General features: G+C 38.6%; 18 protein-coding genes. All 18 read left to right on the forward strand.

Annotated elements, in window-relative coordinates:
• Positions 1-24: 24 nt before the first annotated feature.
• The 18 genes from O3607_RS07340 to O3607_RS07425 all read left to right on the forward strand — a co-directional run bounded on the left by O3607_RS07340 (position 25) and on the right by O3607_RS07425 (position 18,337).
• The gene (locus tag O3607_RS07340; RefSeq protein WP_316059046.1) at positions 25-2,229 is read left to right on the forward strand and encodes a BamA/TamA family outer membrane protein; all 2,205 of its coding nucleotides are present in this window, start codon (positions 25-27) and stop codon (positions 2,227-2,229) included.
• A gap of 107 nt (positions 2,230-2,336) precedes the next feature.
• Positions 2,337-2,825, forward strand: coding sequence for an OmpH family outer membrane protein (locus O3607_RS07345; protein ID WP_060924949.1), 489 nt, complete (start codon positions 2,337-2,339; stop codon positions 2,823-2,825).
• A gap of 29 nt (positions 2,826-2,854) precedes the next feature.
• A complete protein-coding gene (locus O3607_RS07350; protein ID WP_371443639.1) occupies positions 2,855-3,826 on the forward strand; it encodes a hypothetical protein in 972 nt (323 codons plus the stop codon).
• An 11-nt stretch (positions 3,827-3,837) separates the two neighbouring features.
• Entirely contained in the window at positions 3,838-4,365 is a 528-nt protein-coding gene (locus tag O3607_RS07355) for a hypothetical protein (RefSeq protein WP_371443640.1), read from the forward strand.
• 31 nt (positions 4,366-4,396) lie between these two features.
• Complete coding sequence (gene lpxD / locus O3607_RS07360) at positions 4,397-5,428, forward strand: UDP-3-O-(3-hydroxymyristoyl)glucosamine N-acyltransferase (protein WP_285365455.1); 1,032 nt, start codon at positions 4,397-4,399, stop codon at positions 5,426-5,428.
• Between the two features lie 6 nt (positions 5,429-5,434).
• Positions 5,435-6,337, forward strand: coding sequence for a lysophospholipid acyltransferase family protein (locus O3607_RS07365; protein ID WP_316707158.1), 903 nt, complete (start codon positions 5,435-5,437; stop codon positions 6,335-6,337).
• A 262-nt stretch (positions 6,338-6,599) separates the two neighbouring features.
• Positions 6,600-7,439, forward strand: coding sequence for a UDP-3-O-acyl-N-acetylglucosamine deacetylase (gene lpxC, locus O3607_RS07370; protein ID WP_119206296.1), 840 nt, complete (start codon positions 6,600-6,602; stop codon positions 7,437-7,439).
• The gene (gene fabZ, locus O3607_RS07375) at positions 7,436-7,861 is read left to right on the forward strand and encodes a 3-hydroxyacyl-ACP dehydratase FabZ (RefSeq protein ID WP_004695477.1); all 426 of its coding nucleotides are present in this window, start codon (positions 7,436-7,438) and stop codon (positions 7,859-7,861) included. The genes lpxC and fabZ overlap by 4 nt, the downstream gene beginning before the upstream one ends.
• A 19-nt stretch (positions 7,862-7,880) precedes the next feature.
• The gene (gene lpxA / locus O3607_RS07380; protein ID WP_174683260.1) at positions 7,881-8,693 is read left to right on the forward strand and encodes an acyl-ACP--UDP-N-acetylglucosamine O-acyltransferase; all 813 of its coding nucleotides are present in this window, start codon (positions 7,881-7,883) and stop codon (positions 8,691-8,693) included.
• A 367-nt stretch (positions 8,694-9,060) separates the two neighbouring features.
• Positions 9,061-9,897 (forward strand): LpxI family protein, encoded by an 837-nt coding sequence (locus tag O3607_RS07385; protein ID WP_105090303.1) that lies wholly within the window; start codon positions 9,061-9,063, stop codon positions 9,895-9,897.
• The gene (gene lpxB / locus O3607_RS07390; RefSeq protein WP_060924943.1) at positions 9,897-11,039 is read left to right on the forward strand and encodes a lipid-A-disaccharide synthase; all 1,143 of its coding nucleotides are present in this window, start codon (positions 9,897-9,899) and stop codon (positions 11,037-11,039) included. The genes O3607_RS07385 and lpxB overlap by 1 nt, the downstream gene beginning before the upstream one ends.
• Positions 11,032-12,762, forward strand: a complete 1,731-nt coding sequence (locus tag O3607_RS07395; RefSeq protein WP_060924942.1) for an ABC transporter ATP-binding protein — start codon at positions 11,032-11,034, stop codon at positions 12,760-12,762. The genes lpxB and O3607_RS07395 overlap by 8 nt, the downstream gene beginning before the upstream one ends.
• A gap of 2 nt (positions 12,763-12,764) precedes the next feature.
• Positions 12,765-14,069 (forward strand): 3-deoxy-D-manno-octulosonic acid transferase, encoded by a 1,305-nt coding sequence (locus O3607_RS07400; protein ID WP_172703443.1) that lies wholly within the window; start codon positions 12,765-12,767, stop codon positions 14,067-14,069.
• A 56-nt stretch (positions 14,070-14,125) separates the two neighbouring features.
• On the forward strand, positions 14,126-15,238 hold the full coding sequence (lpxK, locus tag O3607_RS07405) for a tetraacyldisaccharide 4'-kinase (RefSeq protein WP_316120070.1): 1,113 nt from the start codon (positions 14,126-14,128) through the stop codon (positions 15,236-15,238).
• A 44-nt stretch (positions 15,239-15,282) separates the two neighbouring features.
• Positions 15,283-16,014: a 3-deoxy-manno-octulosonate cytidylyltransferase gene (kdsB, locus tag O3607_RS07410; RefSeq protein WP_316593321.1), complete on the forward strand. Its 732-nt coding sequence runs from the start codon at positions 15,283-15,285 to the stop codon at positions 16,012-16,014.
• A complete protein-coding gene (gene kdsA / locus O3607_RS07415) occupies positions 16,015-16,833 on the forward strand; it encodes a 3-deoxy-8-phosphooctulonate synthase (protein ID WP_105081432.1) in 819 nt (272 codons plus the stop codon).
• 11 nt (positions 16,834-16,844) lie between these two features.
• A complete protein-coding gene (locus O3607_RS07420) occupies positions 16,845-17,816 on the forward strand; it encodes an SIS domain-containing protein (RefSeq protein WP_371443641.1) in 972 nt (323 codons plus the stop codon).
• A complete protein-coding gene (locus O3607_RS07425) occupies positions 17,816-18,337 on the forward strand; it encodes an HAD family hydrolase (RefSeq protein ID WP_060924937.1) in 522 nt (173 codons plus the stop codon). Before O3607_RS07420 ends, O3607_RS07425 begins: the two co-directional genes overlap by 1 nt.
• Position 18,338 lies beyond the last annotated feature (1 nt).

Here is an 18,338-nt window from a genome sequence, read left to right on the forward strand (position 1 = left end):
GGGGATGAGTTCTAGGAGGAATTTATGTTTAAACCAAAAGCCTATAAAAGTATGCTTGCAGCATCTGTGTTGACTGCTGTCATGGGGACAGGCAGTGTATTTGCTGCAGAGGTACAAGTTGGCTATACTCCAGATTTAAATAACACAACAACAACTAGTGCAGCAACTACTAATGATGCTACTACTACACAAGCTGTTTACAATGCTGATGCAGCGACACCTGCAACAACACAAGATGAAACTGATGCAGCTATCTTAGCAGCTCGTGGTGATACAACTGTATCTAGCGATGGTACTGTAGTTAAAGGTTCTGACGGAACTGTTACAGTCAATAATGCTGCTTTGAAAACAGATGACAAACAAGTAAAAATGGTGTCTAAAACTACTGGTGGTACTGACCTTGATAAGGCTGCTGAAAATGGCCAAACTCAAGCTGTTACAACTGTAGAAGCTCAATATGTTACATCTGCTAATGCTGAGACTATTAATCCATATGTAGGTAAATTGATTACTGGTTTATCTATTTCTGGTGTAACAGCTGAACAACAAGCACAATTATTGCCTATCTTGACAGAAAAAATCGGCGATGCTGTATCTGTTGATGGTGTATTCAAAGACGTAACTAACCTTGGTAATACTGGTTACTTCTCTGAAGTAAACCCTGTATTTACTACAGTACCTGAAGGCGTTAAATTGGACTTTGCTGTTACAGTAAATCCGATTACTACTGGCGTGGCTTTCGAAGGTAATACAGTTTATACTTCTGAAGTATTGACTAAATTCATGGACATTCAACCAGGTCAAGTTCTTAACTCTGTATATGTAGGCCAAAAGGTTCAAGGTATCAATGCAGCATATGCTCGTGATGGCTACATGTTGGCACACGTTGATGGTATTCGCGTAGATGATCAAGGCGTGCTTCATGTACATATCGTGGAAGGCATTGTAGAGGATATTATTCCTGCTGGTAACAAGAAAACACGCGATAAAGTTATTACTCGTGAATTCGTTCAAAAGAAAGGTAAACCTTTCAATAAATTCTTGGTACGCCGTTCTGTAGAACGCGTATACAACCTAGGCTTCTTTGATGATGTAAATGTTCGCATGTTGCCTGGCGATCAAGATCCTAATAATGTAATCATTGAAATCGATGTTTTGGAACATAAAACAGGTACTATTACATTAGGTGCAGGTTACTCCAAATCTGATGGTTTGATGGGTATCATTGAATTTGGTGAAGATAACTTCCGCGGTACTGGTGATAAATTCAAAGTTCACTGGGAAATCGGTGGTAAGAAAAAATACAAAAACTACCAAATTTCTTACTTGAAACCTTGGATCGATAGCAAAGGTACATCCCTTGGCTTCTCCTTCTTCAACCGTGAAGATGAATACACAGATTATAATGAAAATGGTAATGAAGTAGCTGAATATAACAAGAAATCCCGTGGTTTCAACATTTCCTTCGGTCGTCAAACTGGGGAATATACACGTGACTACTTGACATTGGAATCTCGTAAAGACACTTATAAGTGGGATAGCGATGATAGCTCTGGTTATCGTTATGATACTGATGCTATTTCCAATACAACTGGTAGTGGCAATGATTGGAATAATACTAATCCAAGTACTGGTGGTAGTTGGAATTTTGCGTCTAATAATTATGTGAAAAATAACTTTGGCCGTATTAATTCCATTACATGGCAAAAAGTATACGATTCCCGTGACAATATCTATGATCCAACACGTGGTCGTCGTATTTCCTATACAGCACAATGGGCTGGTCATGGCTTAGGCGGTGACTTCGACTTCTACAAATTCACAGCTGAAGCACGTATGTATAAAAAACTAGGTGCTAAGAATGTATTGGCATTCCGCGCGCGTGGTGGTTTTATCCAAGGTGATGCTCCTTATAGCCAATTGTTCACATTGGGTGGTGCAGACTCCTTACGTGGTTACGAAGATGATCAATTCCGCGGTAAGTATATGTACAATGCTACATTGGAATTCCGTTTCCCAATCGTCAAAAAGGTTAGTGGCGTATTGTTCACTGATATCGGTGATGCATGGGATGCACCAAATGTTTCTTGGTACAACAGCAAGAAAACATTCAACTATGGCGTTGGTGCTGGTGTTCGTATTACTACACCTATTGGTCCAGTTAAACTTGATTATGGCGTGGGTAAACACAAAAATAAATTCCACTTCAGCTTCGGTACACAATTCTAATATAGTAAATGTATATGGTGGAGGCCTCTTTTCTAAAGAGGCTTTCACCAATATCTCTATATGGCATCCTTTGATGTAGTAATTTAAAGAAATGAGGGCACTCTATTATGATGCGAATGATGAACAACAAGGCGAATGTGAAAATTTTCTCCATCGTCATTGCTGCTATTTTTATTATCGGTATTGGTGCATTGGCATATACTCAAATGGCTACGCCAACTGGTAGTAGTGGTAACAGCACAATTGGTGTTATCGATACATCTCGTATGATGTCTCAAGATAATCCAATTTATATCTCTGCAGCTCAAGAATATATGAGCTATCAAAGCCAATTACAACAAGAAACACAAGCAAAAATTGATGCAGCACAAGATGATGCGACTAAACAAAAATTAGCTGAAGAAGCACGTCAAAACTTAGCAAAAAAAGATCAAGAAATTGCTAAATCCGTTCAAGATAAAGCGATGGAAGCAGCAAAAGCTGTGGGTGATGCAAAAGGCCTTAGCGTTGTAATGACTAAAGACACTGTATTATATGGTGGTGTAGATATTACAGATCAAGTATTGAAAAAATTAGCTAATGATGCGAAAAAATAAACTGTAGTTCTATGTAAGGGAGAACGACAATGAACGGGAAAAAACGATATATCGGATTTGCCATATTTCTCGTTGTTGCATTATGTGCTATGGTTTGGGCCTATGGATTTGTGACGAATCGTCAGCAGAGTCCTGATGGGGTATCAATAGGTGTTGTACGTATTGATGATGTATTAGAGTTTAATCCTTCTTATGAGGATTATAAACAAGCTAAAAATGAATTGGACCTTTTACAACGTCAGTATGAACTTGAACAACAAGCTCTAAATGCCAAGTCAGAGACACAAGAGGAACAATTGAAATCTCTTGCATTAGATTCAACCTTGTCAGATGCTCTTACGGTGGAATTGCAAACTCGTATTGCAACAAAAGAAAATGAATTGAATCAGCAATTGAATGCAAAACGAAACGAACTTACTCAAAAATATTTGGCTGAGTTAAAAGTTAGCTCTAATGAATATGATTTAGAAATCGTTAATCTACAGTTAGATCTTTATGCTTATGATGCTCGTGTATACATTAATGATGCACAAAAAGAAGCAGCTATGGCAGAGAAGGCTAAGAAAGAGGAACGATTGAAGGAGTTATTAGCTAAGAGAAAACCATCTAATCTAGATGTGGACTCTATTAAAGCTAAAGTACAAGCAGAACTTGCTCCTATGCAACAAAAAGGGCAAGAAGAGCTTAACCAATATGCAGCATCTTTACAAAAGGAGTTGGCTGCAAAACGGGATACTATGGTACAACAACAAGCACAATCTATTATTGCTAATAATAACTTACCTGTTGCTCAGGACTGGAATGATTCTTGGGCTAAAAAGCTTTCAGATAAGGAAGCTGAAGTGAGTGCACTTCATGAGGCCATTTTAGAAGATGTTCGTATGCGTGTAGCAATTATTGCAGAGGAACAACATTTAGATTTAGTCATCATCGATGATGGTGGTAATATTAAGGGGCTTGATATTACTGATGCTGTAAAAGCGTCCTATCGAGTTCAATAAGGAGTTATATTATGAATAAACGTATTAAATCTTTAGTATTAGGTGCATCCTTAGTGGCTTCTATGGCTGTTTTAGGTGGTTGTGGTTCTAATAATATTGGTTATGTTGATAGCGTGAAAGTAGCAAACAGCACTGAAAAAGGTATTGAAATCACTAAAGAAATCAATGCTAAAAAAGCTGAGTTGGATGCTAAAATTGCAGCCGCTGATGAAGCATCTAAACAAAATGTATTTAATCAAGCTAATCAAGAGTTAAACGCCTTTGCCAATGCAAAAGCACAAGAATATCGTCAATATCAAGAACAAAAAGTTGGTGAACTTGTAAAAGAGAAAAAACTTGATGTTGTTATCGAAAAAGGTGCTGTTGTTGGTGGTGGCTCTGATGTGACTGATGATTTGATTGCGAAGATGGGCAAAGCTTCTGATGACCAAATTAAAGAAGCTGAAAATGCAGCTAAAGCACAAGAACAACAAGATGCACAACAAAATGCTCAACAAGCAGGTCAAACCACAGCAGTTAATACAGAAAGTGCACAATAATTAAGAATTATCACAGGGGGAGGAGTTTACCTTGGAAAAAACTTTACAGGAACTCGCAACATTAGTAGATGGTCGTGTTATAGGCGATGCATCTATTGTTATTACTGAGACACGTAGCTTTGAACAAGCCGTAAAACAATCCATAACTTTTGCAGTAGGTGAATATGTTGAACATATTGCATTATGCCAAGCGGGTGCTGTGATCGTTGAATCTGAAGTGACAGATGCACCGATGGCTCAAATTGTAGTTGATAATGCAAAAGCAGCATTTGCACAAGTGTTAGAACTCTTCCATCCACCTGTTGTTGTTCCTAGAGAAGTGCATAGTACTGCTATTATTGGCGAAAATGTAACAATTGGAAAAAATGTTGCTATTGGTGCCTATTGTGTTATTAATGATAATGCAGTTATTGAAGATAATGTAACAATTCGCCCATATGTTTATATTGGACATAATGTACGTATTGGCGAAGATTCTGATATTTATGCAGGCGCTATTGTTCATGAAAACTGTATTTTAGGTAAACGCGTTGTATTGCGTGCTAAAGCAGTAATTGGTGGCGAAGGCTTCGGTTTTGCTACAGAGAATGGCGTACATACACATATTCCACAAGTTGGTAATGTTATTCTTGAAGATGATGTTGAGATTGGCTCTTGTACAACAATTGATAATGCTACAATGGGATCTACATTAGTTCGTCGTGGTACAAAAATCGATAACCTTGTACACCTTGGTCACAATGTGGAAATTGGTGAAGATTGCTTCTTGATTGCTCAAGTTGGTATTGCAGGTAGTACTAAATGTGGTAATCATGTAATCTTTGCAGGCCAAACTGGTTGTACTGGACATATCACAATTGGAGATAATGTACAATTTGCTGGAAAGACTGGTATTACAGGTAATGTACCATCTAATTCTATTATGGCGGGCTATCCTATGAGACCACATAAAGAATGGTTAAAATTGGCAGCCTATGAAAACCGTTTGCCGGATATGGTTAAAACAGTAAAACAACTACAAAAAGAAATTGACGCTTTGAAAGCACAGCTGAAGGAGAGCTAATAATCCATGTATAGGTTTATGAAAATCTTTAGTGCCTTTATTTGCTTATTACCTAAAGGTTTGCAATATGCTATTGGTACATTGCTTGGTGAAATTGCGTGGCTAGCAGTGCCGCCTAAACGCAAGCGCCTAGCGATAGGCCAAATTCTATTCTGTAATATTACCGATGACCCCAAGGAAGCTCGACGTATTGCGAAAGCTAGTACTACACGCTTTGGTCGTATGATTATTGATGTATTACGCTATCCTGAAATTAAGGATGGTGCATACAAAGATATGGTAGAGTTTATTAACAAAGAGTACTTAGATGATGCTTTAGAAAATGGTCGAGGCGCAATCTTGGCGGCTGTTCATAGTGGCAACTGGGAACTCCTTGGGGGGGTTCTTGCTTCGGAAGGGTATCCGTTGATTTCTGTGGCCATGAAACAGAATGGTGATGCTGATAAGTTTATCAATGAATATCGTCGGATTATGCACCAACATGTGACTTATAAAACTGGTGTGAGGGAAATGATCAATGAGCTAAAAAAAGGTGCTTTTTTAGGCCTTATTATGGATCAGGATCCTGGTGATGATGGTGTTCTTGTACCATTCTTTGGTTATGAAACATTGACGGCTGCTGGCCCAGCTGTACTGGCTCGTATGCAAGATGTACCTATCATTTTTGTGACAATACATTATAGTCCATTTTCTGAGAAGTATGAGATTGAAGTGCATCCACCAATTTATGTGGAGCGTACAGATGATAAAAAACGTGATATAGCGGTAACAACAACGCTTTTAAATGAGTTTATTGAAGATTATATTAGAAGATATCCTGAAGATTGGTTCTGGCTTCATAACCGTTGGAAGTGGACACGTCGTTTTTATGGCGAGCAGATTGAAACTCCGCCAGATGTATATCGCTAATAATTAAATATAAAGAGATTTTACATGTATATTTGTACAGTGTCGATTTAGATGCCGCATGAATAAAGCATAGTAAAGTCTCTTTTTATTTTGCAGTGTATAAAGTACTATTTATAATTAAATTTATATAAAGTTAATTATGTGAAAAATGCTTTCAAAATCATTGAATATATGGTAAATTTCTTGTAACACCTATGCAAATAGGGTATAATACATATTGGTGTATAGTAAACGTGAATTCAGATTATGAAAGGACTTTCTTATGAGTAAGCCACAACAAACAATTAAACAGGCTATTTCATATCAAGGGATTGGCCTTCATAGCGGTGAACCAGTGAATATGGTTTTTAAACCTGCACCTGAAAATACAGGAATTGTGTTTATCCGCACGGACATTGAAGGTCATCCTTCTGTGCGAGCACATATTGATAATGTGACGAACACTATGCGCGCTACTACATTAGAAAATGGTGAAGCGAAGGTTTTCACTGTAGAACATGTTATGGCTGCGTTCAGTGCTATGAATATTGATAACTGTTATATCGAGATGGATTCTCCTGAACCTGCTGTAGGTGATGGTAGTAGTGCTATTTTTGTAGGCCTTATAGAAGAGGCTGGCATTCAAGAACAAACAGCACCACGTCATGTATATAAAATAACTCGCTCTCATGCTATTTATGATGGTGATCGTTTTGTAGTTATTTTGCCATACGATGGCTATCGCATTACATTTACATCGGTTAACAGTCATCCGTTACTTGGTACGCAAAATTGCGATTTTGAGGTTTCACCAGAATCCTTTAAAGAGCATATTAGTGCTGCTAGAACTATCGGATTTATGAAAGAATTAGAACAATTACAGGCTATGGGCCTTGCAAAAGGTGGTACCTTAGATAATGCGTTAGTTTATGATGATGAGAAGTGTTTGTCTGTACCTCGCTTTGATGACGAATTAGTTCGTCATAAGGCATTAGACGTAGTAGGCGACTTATTCTTATTAGGACGAATCGAAGGTCATGTAATTGCTATGAAATCGAGTCATGAATTAAACTCAAAATTGGCTCGTAGTATAATGGAAGAAATAAGGGAGACACAGCCATGATTCTTAATCACGAAGACATTTTAGAAATTTTACCTCATCGTTATCCTATGCTTTTGGTAGATCGCATCGTTGAGTTAGAACCTATGAAACGCGCTGTGGGCATTAAAAATGCTACATTCAACGAATTGTTCTTCCAAGGTCACTTCCCAGGCAATCCAGTAATGCCAGGCGTGTTATTGACTGAGGCTATTGCACAAGTTGGTGGTATTGCTTTGCTATACCCTGAAGAAAACCGAGGTCTTACACCTATGTTTACAGGTATTGATAAAGTTCGTTTCCGTCATCCTGTAAAACCTGGTGATCAAGTGCGTATGGAAGTTGATATTGTAAAAATCAAAGGTAAAATGGGTAAGGTTGAAGGCCGTGCCTATGTTGGCGACAAATTGTGCGCTAGCGGTGAATACATGTTTGCCCTTGTATAATGATTGAGGAGTGATTGTAGTGATAGTTGTAGGCATGGAAAATGCAGAATCCAACATCCATAGTACAGCCATAGTCCATCCAAATGCTAAATTGGGCAAAGATGTAATCGTAGGTCCTGGCGCTGTAATCGGCGAACATGTCGAAATTGGCGATGGGACACAAATCGGTGCACATGTTGTAATTGGTGGTTGGACAACCATTGGTAAGCGTTGTGAGATTTATCCTAACGCATCTATTGGGTTGGAACCGCAAGATTTAAAATTCAAAGGCGAAAAAAGCTATTGTAATATTGGCGATGAAACGGTTATCCGTGAATTTGTCACTATTAGCCGCGCTACTGGAGAAGGTGAAGAAACACGTGTAGGCAATAACTGCTTGCTTCAAGCATGTACACATGTGGCTCATAACTGTATTGTTGGCAATAATGTAATTATGAGTAACTGTGCAGGCTTAGCTGGTCACGCTATCGTTGAAGATCGCGTAGTTATTGGTGGCCTTGCAGGTATTCATCAATTTGTTAAGATTGGTCGAAATGCTATGGTTGGTGGCATGGCTAAGGTGGTCCAAGATATTCCACCATACGTTATTGCTGATGGTCAACCAGCGCGTGTTATCGGCCTTAACTCTGTTGGTTTATCTCGTGCAGGTATTTCAGAAGAAGTACGCCGAGATTTGAAACAAGCATTCCGTATTATTTATCGTTCTGGTTTTAGCTTATCTAAGGCTATTGAAGAAATGGAAATGCAGCTTGATTCTTCTGTAGAAATCGAAAATTTATTACGCTTCTTACGCAATGCCGATCGTGGTATTATGCGTACACGTCGCGACTAATTCAAAAGACCTCGTACAATGTACGAGGTCTTTTTGTGTAATCTATAAAGATTAATATTTTTATATGATCTATAAAATTTAGAATTTTAATGAGATAAGAATTTTATAATAGTAGTTCATTAATATAAAATATTTTGATAAAAATATTTGAATATATTTTACGTTCTTGAGTTGTAAAATTGGGATTAAAATAATTCTGTTAAAATGTTGAAGAAATAGGCATAAAACATGGTGTTTTAATGGTAAAAAGTATCTATTTATAGTACAATATATTGTATATGATTATGTCTTTTTTGAGGCATTATTTATTGTAAATTTGTAATTACTAATTGATATATAGGCCGTAGGTCATCTAGGAGGTATAGTCTTGGCAAAGGTAGGATTGATTGCAGGCATTGGAGTTTTACCTGTAGAATTCATGCGTGCCGCTCATGTATTAGGCCACGAAGTGGTTGTTATCGGTGTGGTACCTGATATTGACCCAGCTTTAAAAGCTGAGGCCGATGCTTTCTATGATATTAGTGTTGCTAAACTAGGTAAAATCTTCAAAACCTTGAAAAATGAAGGTGTTGTGGAGTTAACCATGTTAGGCAAAGTTACTAAAGAAATTCTTTTTAAGGGCCTTGCTTTCCCAGACTTGAAAACATTAGGCGTGCTTAAACGTTTGAAAAATCGCAAGGATGACACGATTATGCTTGCCATCGTTGATGAAATCGAAAGAGAAGGATTTAAAGTTTTAGATCAAACCGTATATCTAAAACCATTTATGCCAAAGGTGGGGGTGCTTTCAAAAGCACAACCAACTGATGAGCAATGGGCGGATATTTGCTTTGGCTTTGAATTAGCAAAACAAATGGGTGGTCTTGATATTGGACAAACTGTTGTTGTTAAGCACAAAGCGGCAATGGCTATCGAGGCTATTGAAGGTACTGATAAGTGCATTTTGCGTGGCGGTGAGTTAGGTCGTGGCGATGCAGTTGTAGTTAAAACAGAAAAGCCAAATCAAGACGTGCGTTTTGATGTACCTGCTGTGGGGATTAAAACATTAATGTCTATGATTGACAGTGGCTGTAAAGTGTTAGCTGTTGAAGCAGAAAAGACTATTTTTGTTCAGCAAGAAGACGTACTTGATATGGCTAATCGCCATGGTATTGTCATCTGTGCTGTAGACCAAGAATTTGTGAATTCCAGAAAGGATGCATAATGAAAGTCATGTTTTCTGCCGGAGAAGCATCCGGTGATACTCATGCGGCCAGCGTTGCAAATGCACTAAAAGAAATAGATCCTTCGGTCGATATGTTTGGTATGGGTGGCACCTTGATGGAACGCGCTGGTGTTCGCATCGTATACGATATTAAAAATTTAGGTGTTATAGGGATTGTAGAGATTGTCAAATCCTTACCAAAATTCTTTAAACTTCGCACCTATTTAAAACGTGTCATGATGAAGGAAAAACCGGATATTCTCGTATGTGTAGACTATCCTGGATTTAATATGAAGCTGGCAGCCGTAGCTCATGAATTAGGGATTCCTGTTCTATATTACATTGCCCCTACAATTTGGGCATGGCATAGTAGCCGTGGCAATACGATTCGCAAGTATGTCACTAAGGTAGCATCTATATTTCCTTTTGAAGCAGAAGCGTATCGCAAATATAAATGCGATGTAGAATTTGTAGGGCATCCTTTATTGGATATCGTACATCCTACAATGACTAAAGATGAGGCTGAGGAATATTTTGGAGCCCGTAAAGAGGCTAAAAAGGTTTTACTCATGCCTGGCAGTCGCAAGCAAGAGGTTTTATCATTGCTTGATACGATGTTAAAAAGTGGTGAGCAATTGATGGCAAACCATGAAGATATTCAATTCTTCTTACCTCGAGCACATACCATCGATCGCAGTGAGCTGGAAACCTTTATCGATGCCCATAAGGTGCCTGTTACGATTACAGAAGACCATACGTATGACTTGATGCAGATTTGTGATGTGTGCCTTGCCGCATCAGGAACTGCTACGTTGGAAACAGCAATGATGGAATTACCGACAGTGTTACTGTACCGTGTCTCCCCAATTACTTATGGTATTGGAAAAATGGTAGTAAATGTATCACATGTAGGATTGCCTAATATTGTGGCTGGTAAAGAGGTAATTCCTGAATTATTACAAGATTCTGTTACACCACAGGCTATTGTATCTTTAGTGGAACCTCTTCTAACTGATGTTGAGAAAAATAAAGCTATGCGCAGTGAATTGCGTGAAGTACATCATAAATTAGGTGAACCAGGCGCCGTAAAGCGTGTAGCGGAATTAGTATATAATCTCGGTAAGGAGAAATGTAATGAATAGTTACTCTAGGCTCTTATATTTTGTAAAGCCTTATTATAAACGCATGATCTTTGCAGTATTTTGCATGATTGTTGCGGCTGCAGCCTACTTGGTAGTTCCTTGGTTAATTAAAAATGTAGTAGACCAAGTATTAGATGAAAAGAATATGTTTATGTTGAACCTCATTGTAGGGGCTATCATTCTTATATTCTTAATTCGTGGCTTTGCTACCTATGGTCAAACCTATAATATGTCCTACATTGGACAACGTGTCATCATCGATGTCCGTGAGGCTATTTTTAATCACTTGCAAAAATTAAGTTTATCTTATTTTGACCGCCGTAAAACAGGCGTTATCATGAGTAATCTTACAAATGACGTTGCTGCGCTTCAGTCTGCTGTAGTGGATAACTTAATTTCCTTTATTACAGAATCTGTAACACTGATAGGTTCTCTCGTGTCTATGCTTCTCATTGATTGGAAATTGACACTCGTTACCTTTATTACGGTTCCTGTAGTGTTGGTCATTATCAATGTATTTGGTAAAAAGCTTCGCGTCGCAGGTCATGATGTACAAGGTCGTGTGGCTGACATTACAGCCCTTTTACAAGAGGTTATTAGTGCAATTCGTGTTGTGAAATCCTTCGCCCGTGAAGATTTTGAACGCAAGCGTTTTGAAGATGAAAATGATCGCAACTTTAAAGCTGTTATTAAAGCTACTAAGTTGACTAGTTTACTAAGTCCAATGGTTGAGTTTTCTGCGGCTATTGCAGTGGCAGTCATTCTTTGGTATGGTGGCTATTCTGTAGTAACAGGAACTATTACAGCAGGCTCTTTGATTGCTTTCTTGATTTATGCCATTAATTTGTCCAACCCGGTAAAACGCTTGAGCCAAGTGTATGGTAACATTCAAAAAGCCTTAGCAGCAGCTGATCGTGTATTTGAAATCTTAGATACTAAAACTGATGTTGTAGAAAAAGCTGATGCTATTACGTTGCCATCTATTAAAGGCGATGTAGAGTTTAAAGATGTTTCCTTCTCTTATGATGGTGAAAAAACGGCGCTTGAAAACTTCACGTTGTCTGTTAAGGCTGGTGAAAGTGTAGCCCTTGTTGGTCCATCTGGAGCAGGTAAAACGACTCTTGCTAACTTGTTACCTCGCTTCTACGATGTAACGGGTGGCGCTCTTACCATTGATGGTTATAATGTAAAAGATGTTACATTTAAATCATTACGTGAGCAAATCGGACTTGTACCACAAGAAACAGTATTATTTAATGCCACAATTAAAGAGAATATCTTGTATGGTCGATTAGATGCTACTGATGAAGAGGTATATGAAGCTGCTAAGGCTGCTAATGTTCTTGAGTTCGTAGAAAAGATGCCTGATGGTCTCGATACAGTTGTAGGTGAGCGAGGCAGCTCCTTATCTGGCGGTCAACGTCAACGGGTAGCCATTGCACGTGCTATTTTAAAAGATCCTCGTATTCTAATCTTGGATGAAGCCACATCTGCATTAGATACAGAGAGTGAAAAACTTGTACAAGAGGCACTAGATCGCCTCATGAAAGGGCGTACTGCATTTGTTATTGCCCATCGATTGAGCACAGTTCAAAATGCTCATCAAATTGTTGTACTTAATCAAGGCCACTTGGTAGAGCAGGGGACTCACCAAGAGCTATTAGCTGTTAATGGCGGATTGTACAATCATCTCTATTCCGTTCAATTCTCCAACAAAGGATAACCATGTACTGGATATATAATGTATTGCTCATATTTTATTGGATTGGCTTGATTCCGGTTATTTTATACCGTCTCGCCTTTGAAGATGGATTTTATGAGCGTATCAAACAGAGTGCAGGCTATATGCCAGCCTCATTACTAAAGAAAATTGAAGGACGTCGTGCTATTTGGATTCATGCTGCTTCTGTAGGGGAAATTGTAGCTACTAGTCCGTTAGTAAAAGAGGTAAAAAAGGAATTTCCTGAAGCCGTTGTGGTCGTATCTGTCGTAACTGCTACAGGTCATGCAATGGCACATCGCATTATTCCGGAGGCAGAAGGTATTATTTTCTTCCCTCTTGATTTGCCTTATTTGACACGTAAGATTTTGCATATTATTAAACCTATTACTATCTTACTTGTAGAAACAGAAATTTGGCCAAATTTCTTGCGCATTGCGCAATCAGAAGATATTCCTGTTATGATGGTTAATGGGCGGATTTCTGATCGTAGTATGAAACGCTATAAATATATTAGTGCGTTCACAAAAGAAATGTTGCGTTCTATTGAACGTTTTTGTATGCAATCTAAGTTTGATGCAGCACATATTGAAGTGTTAGGAGCTCATACACCAGATATTACTGTAACAGGGAATATGAAGTACGACCAAACGTACGCTACTGTATCAAACGAAGAAAAACAATCTCTTCTTGAAGAGTTTGGCTTTGGTAATAATCATCCTATAATTATTGCTGGTAGTACACATAAGGGTGAGGAAGAAACAATATTTGAGACCTTTAAACAAGTATTACAAGAATACCCTCAAGCTCGTTTACTAATTGCGCCTCGTGAGATATATCGCGGTCATGATGTTCAAAATCTAGCGAAGCGTTATGAATTAAATGCTATTTGTCGTAGTGATATGACAGAGCCAGTTCATGAAGGAATACCTGTAGTTGTTTTGGATACTATTGGCGAACTCGGTCGTTTATATAGCTTAGGGGATATTATTTTTGTTGGTGGTTCTCTTGTGAAAACTGGGGGCCATAATATTCTCGAACCGGCAGCACATGGTAAACCAATTCTTGTAGGACCATATATGTTTAATTTCAAAGAGATTTTCGCTTTATTACATTCTCGTCATGCTTGTGAGCAGGTGAAGAATGGTAAAGAATTAACTGATATGGTATTGCGATTATGTAAGGATAAGGATTTATCAACGGAAATGGGGCAAAACTGTCTTGATATTATTCGTGAAAATCGCGGTGCTACACAACGCAATACACAAGAGTTACGTCAGTTATTTGAAAAACACCATATTATTCCATAAGCTAGATATAATTTATTAGATTCATCTATGATGTTACATAATAGGAGGAGTCACCTATGAGTGGGGAAGCATTATTTAAATCCATCGTTAGTGGTGAGAATCAATCCATATTAGGTGATATAGCTCGTTCCAGCTTGGGCTTTCTAAGTAAAGGTTACGAAAAGGCTGTATCAATACGAAACGCTCGATTTGATGCGGGAAACGGGGTTACTAAAGTTACCGTTCCGGTTATCAGTGTTGGGAATATTACTGCTGGTGGTACAGGTAAAACCCCAATGGTGAGATTTATATGTGATGTACTCGCCCGAAAAGGACTCCATCCTACTGTGCTAAGTCGTGGCTATCGGGCTGAGGACAATAAGAAAAATATAATTATTTCTAAAGATGGTGCTATGTTGGTAGAGCCATTTATTAGTGGTGATGAAGCTTGGTTGTTAGCCAAAGTATTACAAAAGTCTAATGTGATCATCGGTCGTGAACGGGCTAAATCTGCAGAAATTGCTATAAATGAGCTCGGTGCAGATTGTTTAGTTATGGATGATGGCTTTCAACATCGCGCATTAGCTCGAGATATTGATATCGTTCTTATTGATGCTTCTAACCCATTTGGTTATGACCATGTATTACCCCGTGGTTTATTACGAGAACCGCTTAGTGGGTTACAGAGAGCTAGTATTATTGTTCTTACCAAGGTGGATCAAGTGGCACCAGGTGTTGTTTCAGGTATCCGTAAGCGTTTAGCTCATATGCTTCCCAATACACCTGTATATGAAACAATCCACAAGCCTCAATGTATGTATACATTAGATGAGTGGGCCAATGGAGAAAATGGTTCTCCAGTCGATACATATCAAAAGCATCGAATCATGGCGGTTAGTGGTATTGGGAACCCTCAATCCTTTACACAAACATTGACCGATATCGGATATAATGTGGTCCATACAATGCCATTTGGTGATCATCATAATTTCGAAAATGATGATGTTGTAGATATTTGGAAAGAGGCATTTGCTCATCAAGCAGATGCTATTTGTATCACGGAGAAGGATGCGGTGAAGTTGAGTCAATTGCATGCAATTGAAGACTTGAAAATGCCGATTCTAGTGCTATCTATTGGGATTGAATTTATCTCTGAAAAACAAGAATTCATAGAAAATTTAGAGATTTAGTGTATAATAATTAGATACACGAATAACAGAAATGGGGGATTATTGTGAAGTTTGGATGCGTTATTCCTGCTCGTTATGGTTCTACAAGATTACCAGGAAAACCATTAGCGGATATAGCAGGTAAACCAATGATTGAACGTGTTTATGCAAGAGTGTCACAAGCGACAAAAACTGAGTGTACTATTGTTGCTACAGATGATGAACGTGTATATTCTGCAGTTCAAAACTTTGGAGGTTCTGTTATGATGACAGACCCTAATCACCCTACAGGAACTGATCGATTAGCTGAGGTTGCTAATCATTATACAGACTTAGATGTCATTATTAATGTTCAAGGCGATGAACCTATGATTGAGCCAAAACTTATTGATGAATTGGCCCAACTTTTTGAAGAAGATCCAAACTTACAAATGGCAACTGTAGCAACTCCTTTATTGGAGGATGAATACGATGAACCATCAGCTGTAAAGGTTATTTTAAATAATCGCAATGATGCGATGTATTTTTCTAGATCCTTAATTCCGTATCCACGTCATGATTTTGTACGTGCGCCGTTAAAACATATTGGCATCTATGCATATCGTAGAGATTTCTTATTAAATTACGCTAAGATGGAGCCAACTGCTGCGGAGCAAACAGAATCGTTAGAGCAATTACGCGCTCTTGAAAATGGCTATACTATTCGTGTTATTCTTACAGATAAACGATTTATCGGTGTAGATACACCGGAAGACTTAGCTCGTGTAAATGCAATTTACGAGCAAGAGGAGAAATAAATGAAAACAGTTCAAATTAAAGATATTACAGTAGGCGGTGGCAAAGGCTTATTCGTTCTGGCTGGACCATGTGTTATCGAGGACTATGATCGCACATTAGCCATTGGTAAACGTGCAAAAGAGATCTGTCAGCGTTTAGGTGTTCCATACATTTTTAAAGCATCTTTCGATAAAGCTAATCGTTCTAGCTTTGGCTCCTTCCGTGGCCCAGGTTTAGAAGAAGGTTTAAAAATGCTTGCTTCTATTAAGAAGGAACTTAACGTACCAGTTGTAAGTGATATTCACTCTATTGAGCAAATAGAGCCTGCTGCTGAAGTATTAGATATTCTTCAAATTCCAGCTTTCTTATGTCGCCAAACAGACCTTGTCTACGGGGCCGCTAAAACTGGTAAATGCGTAAATGTAAAAAAAGGCCAATTTATGGCGCCTAAGGACATGGAAAATGTTCTTAATAAAATGAAAGAAACAGGTAATGAAAATCTTATGCTTACAGAACGTGGTTTTAGCTTTGGTTATAATAACCTCGTAGTAGATATGAGATCGTTCCCAATCATGCGCTCTTTCGACTATCCTGTAATCTTTGATGCTACTCACAGTGTTCAATTACCAGGCGGTGCAGGTACTAAATCTAGCGGTAATCGAGAATTTGTACCTAACTTGGCTCGCGCAGCTGTAGCTAGTGGCGTAGATGGCTTGTTCTTTGAAGTGCATGACAATCCAGAGGAAGCATTATCCGATGGTCCAAACATGTTGTATTTAGATCAATTCGAAGCTGTGCTTCGCGATTTAGTAGCTATTGATAAAATCGTAAAAGGTTAGGGGCGGTATTTGTGACTATTTTAGAACAAGCTGCACAAGTGCTTCTTGAGGAAGCTCGTGCTATAGAAGAATTAAGTTCTCGTTTGGATCACAATTTTGTAAATGCTGTAAATATGATTTTGGCTTGTAAGGGCCGTGTAGTATGTACAGGAATGGGTAAATCTGGTCATATTGGACGCAAGATTGCGGCTACCTTGGCTAGTACAGGTACTCCAGCATTATTCATGCATCCTGGTGAAGGCGTACATGGTGATCTTGGTATGATTACAGAAGATGACGTAGTATTAGCCTTTTCTAATAGTGGTGAAACTGGTGAAATCATTAGTATTTTGCCATCCTTGCGTCGCATAGGTGCAAAATTAATCTGCATTGTAGGGAAACCAGAATCTACATTAGCTAAGAATTCTGATATTGTATTGCTAGCTGAAGTAGAACGTGAAGCTTGTCCATTGGGGTTAGCGCCAACTACAAGTACTACTGTTGCTTTAGCATTAGGTGATGCCTTAGCAGTATGCTTATTAGAACGACATCACTTTACACCTGAAAACTTTGCTGTATTCCATCCAGGTGGTTCTCTTGGTCGCAAATTATTGTTGACCGTAGAAAATATTATGCATGGTGGTGAAGATAATCCTACAGTATTTAAAGGTGCAACAGTGCGAGATGCACTCTTTGTAATGACCGAAAAAGGTTTAGGTGCTACTAATGTTATTGATGAAGAAGGTCACTTATTAGGCCTTGTTACCGATGGTGATGTGCGCCGCGGATTAGATTCTGGTAGTAATTTCCTAGAATGGCCTGTAGAGGATATGATGACCTCTATGCCTCGTACGATTACAAAGGACAAATTAGCGGCTGAAGCTCTTCATTTAATGGAGAAAAATCAACCACGCCCTATTACGGTGTTACCAGTTGTAGATACAGATAATAAATGTCTAGGCATTGTTCATATTACGGATTTATTGCGTAGAGGCATTGTATAATGAATATTCAATGGATTATTCTTGATGTTGATGGCGTGCTATCTGATGGTACTCTAATCTATACATCAAGTGGGGAAGAGCTTAAGTCTTTCTCTGTAAAAGATGGCCTAGGATTAACGGCAGCTCGAAAAGTAGGACTTAAGCTTGCCATCATTACAGCACGGATATCTCCTATGGTTGAGCGACGTGCTAAGGAGCTTCATTTTGATGCATTGCTTATGGGGCATGCCAATAAGACAGAAGCATTAAGAACCCTTTGTAAAGAGCATCAAATCAATTTAGAAGAGATTGCTTACATGGGGGATGACCTAAATGATTTAGGGGCACTCCAAATCGTAGGTTTACCAATGGCACCAAACAATGCGGTACCAGAGGTCAAAGAATTAGCTAAATTTATATCTACTGTCAATGGAGGCCATGGTGCCGTTAGAGAGGCTGTAGAATATATCTTGAAAAATCAAGGTCTATGGGAAACTGTTGTAGCAGACTATGCACGAGAGGCCCATGCTCATGGACAATAAA

Origin of the sequence: Veillonella sp. 20925_1_51 (assembly GCF_041431445.1) — a bacterium.
GTDB classification, from domain to species: domain Bacteria; phylum Bacillota; class Negativicutes; order Veillonellales; family Veillonellaceae; genus Veillonella; species Veillonella nakazawae.

Coding starts and splice junctions, on each gene's coding strand:
- O3607_RS07340 (WP_316059046.1), top strand. CDS start 25: ATGTTTAAACCAAAAGCCTATAAAAGTATGCTTGCAGCATCTGTGTTG.
- O3607_RS07345 (WP_060924949.1), top strand. CDS start 2,337: ATGATGCGAATGATGAACAACAAGGCGAATGTGAAAATTTTCTCCATC.
- O3607_RS07350 (WP_371443639.1), top strand. CDS start 2,855: ATGAACGGGAAAAAACGATATATCGGATTTGCCATATTTCTCGTTGTT.
- O3607_RS07355 (WP_371443640.1), top strand. CDS start 3,838: ATGAATAAACGTATTAAATCTTTAGTATTAGGTGCATCCTTAGTGGCT.
- O3607_RS07365 (WP_316707158.1), top strand. CDS start 5,435: ATGTATAGGTTTATGAAAATCTTTAGTGCCTTTATTTGCTTATTACCT.
- lpxC (WP_119206296.1), top strand. CDS start 6,600: ATGAGTAAGCCACAACAAACAATTAAACAGGCTATTTCATATCAAGGG.
- fabZ (WP_004695477.1), top strand. CDS start 7,436: ATGATTCTTAATCACGAAGACATTTTAGAAATTTTACCTCATCGTTAT.
- lpxB (WP_060924943.1), top strand. CDS start 9,897: ATGAAAGTCATGTTTTCTGCCGGAGAAGCATCCGGTGATACTCATGCG.
- O3607_RS07395 (WP_060924942.1), top strand. CDS start 11,032: ATGAATAGTTACTCTAGGCTCTTATATTTTGTAAAGCCTTATTATAAA.
- O3607_RS07400 (WP_172703443.1), top strand. CDS start 12,765: ATGTACTGGATATATAATGTATTGCTCATATTTTATTGGATTGGCTTG.
- lpxK (WP_316120070.1), top strand. CDS start 14,126: ATGAGTGGGGAAGCATTATTTAAATCCATCGTTAGTGGTGAGAATCAA.
- kdsA (WP_105081432.1), top strand. CDS start 16,015: ATGAAAACAGTTCAAATTAAAGATATTACAGTAGGCGGTGGCAAAGGC.
- O3607_RS07425 (WP_060924937.1), top strand. CDS start 17,816: ATGAATATTCAATGGATTATTCTTGATGTTGATGGCGTGCTATCTGAT.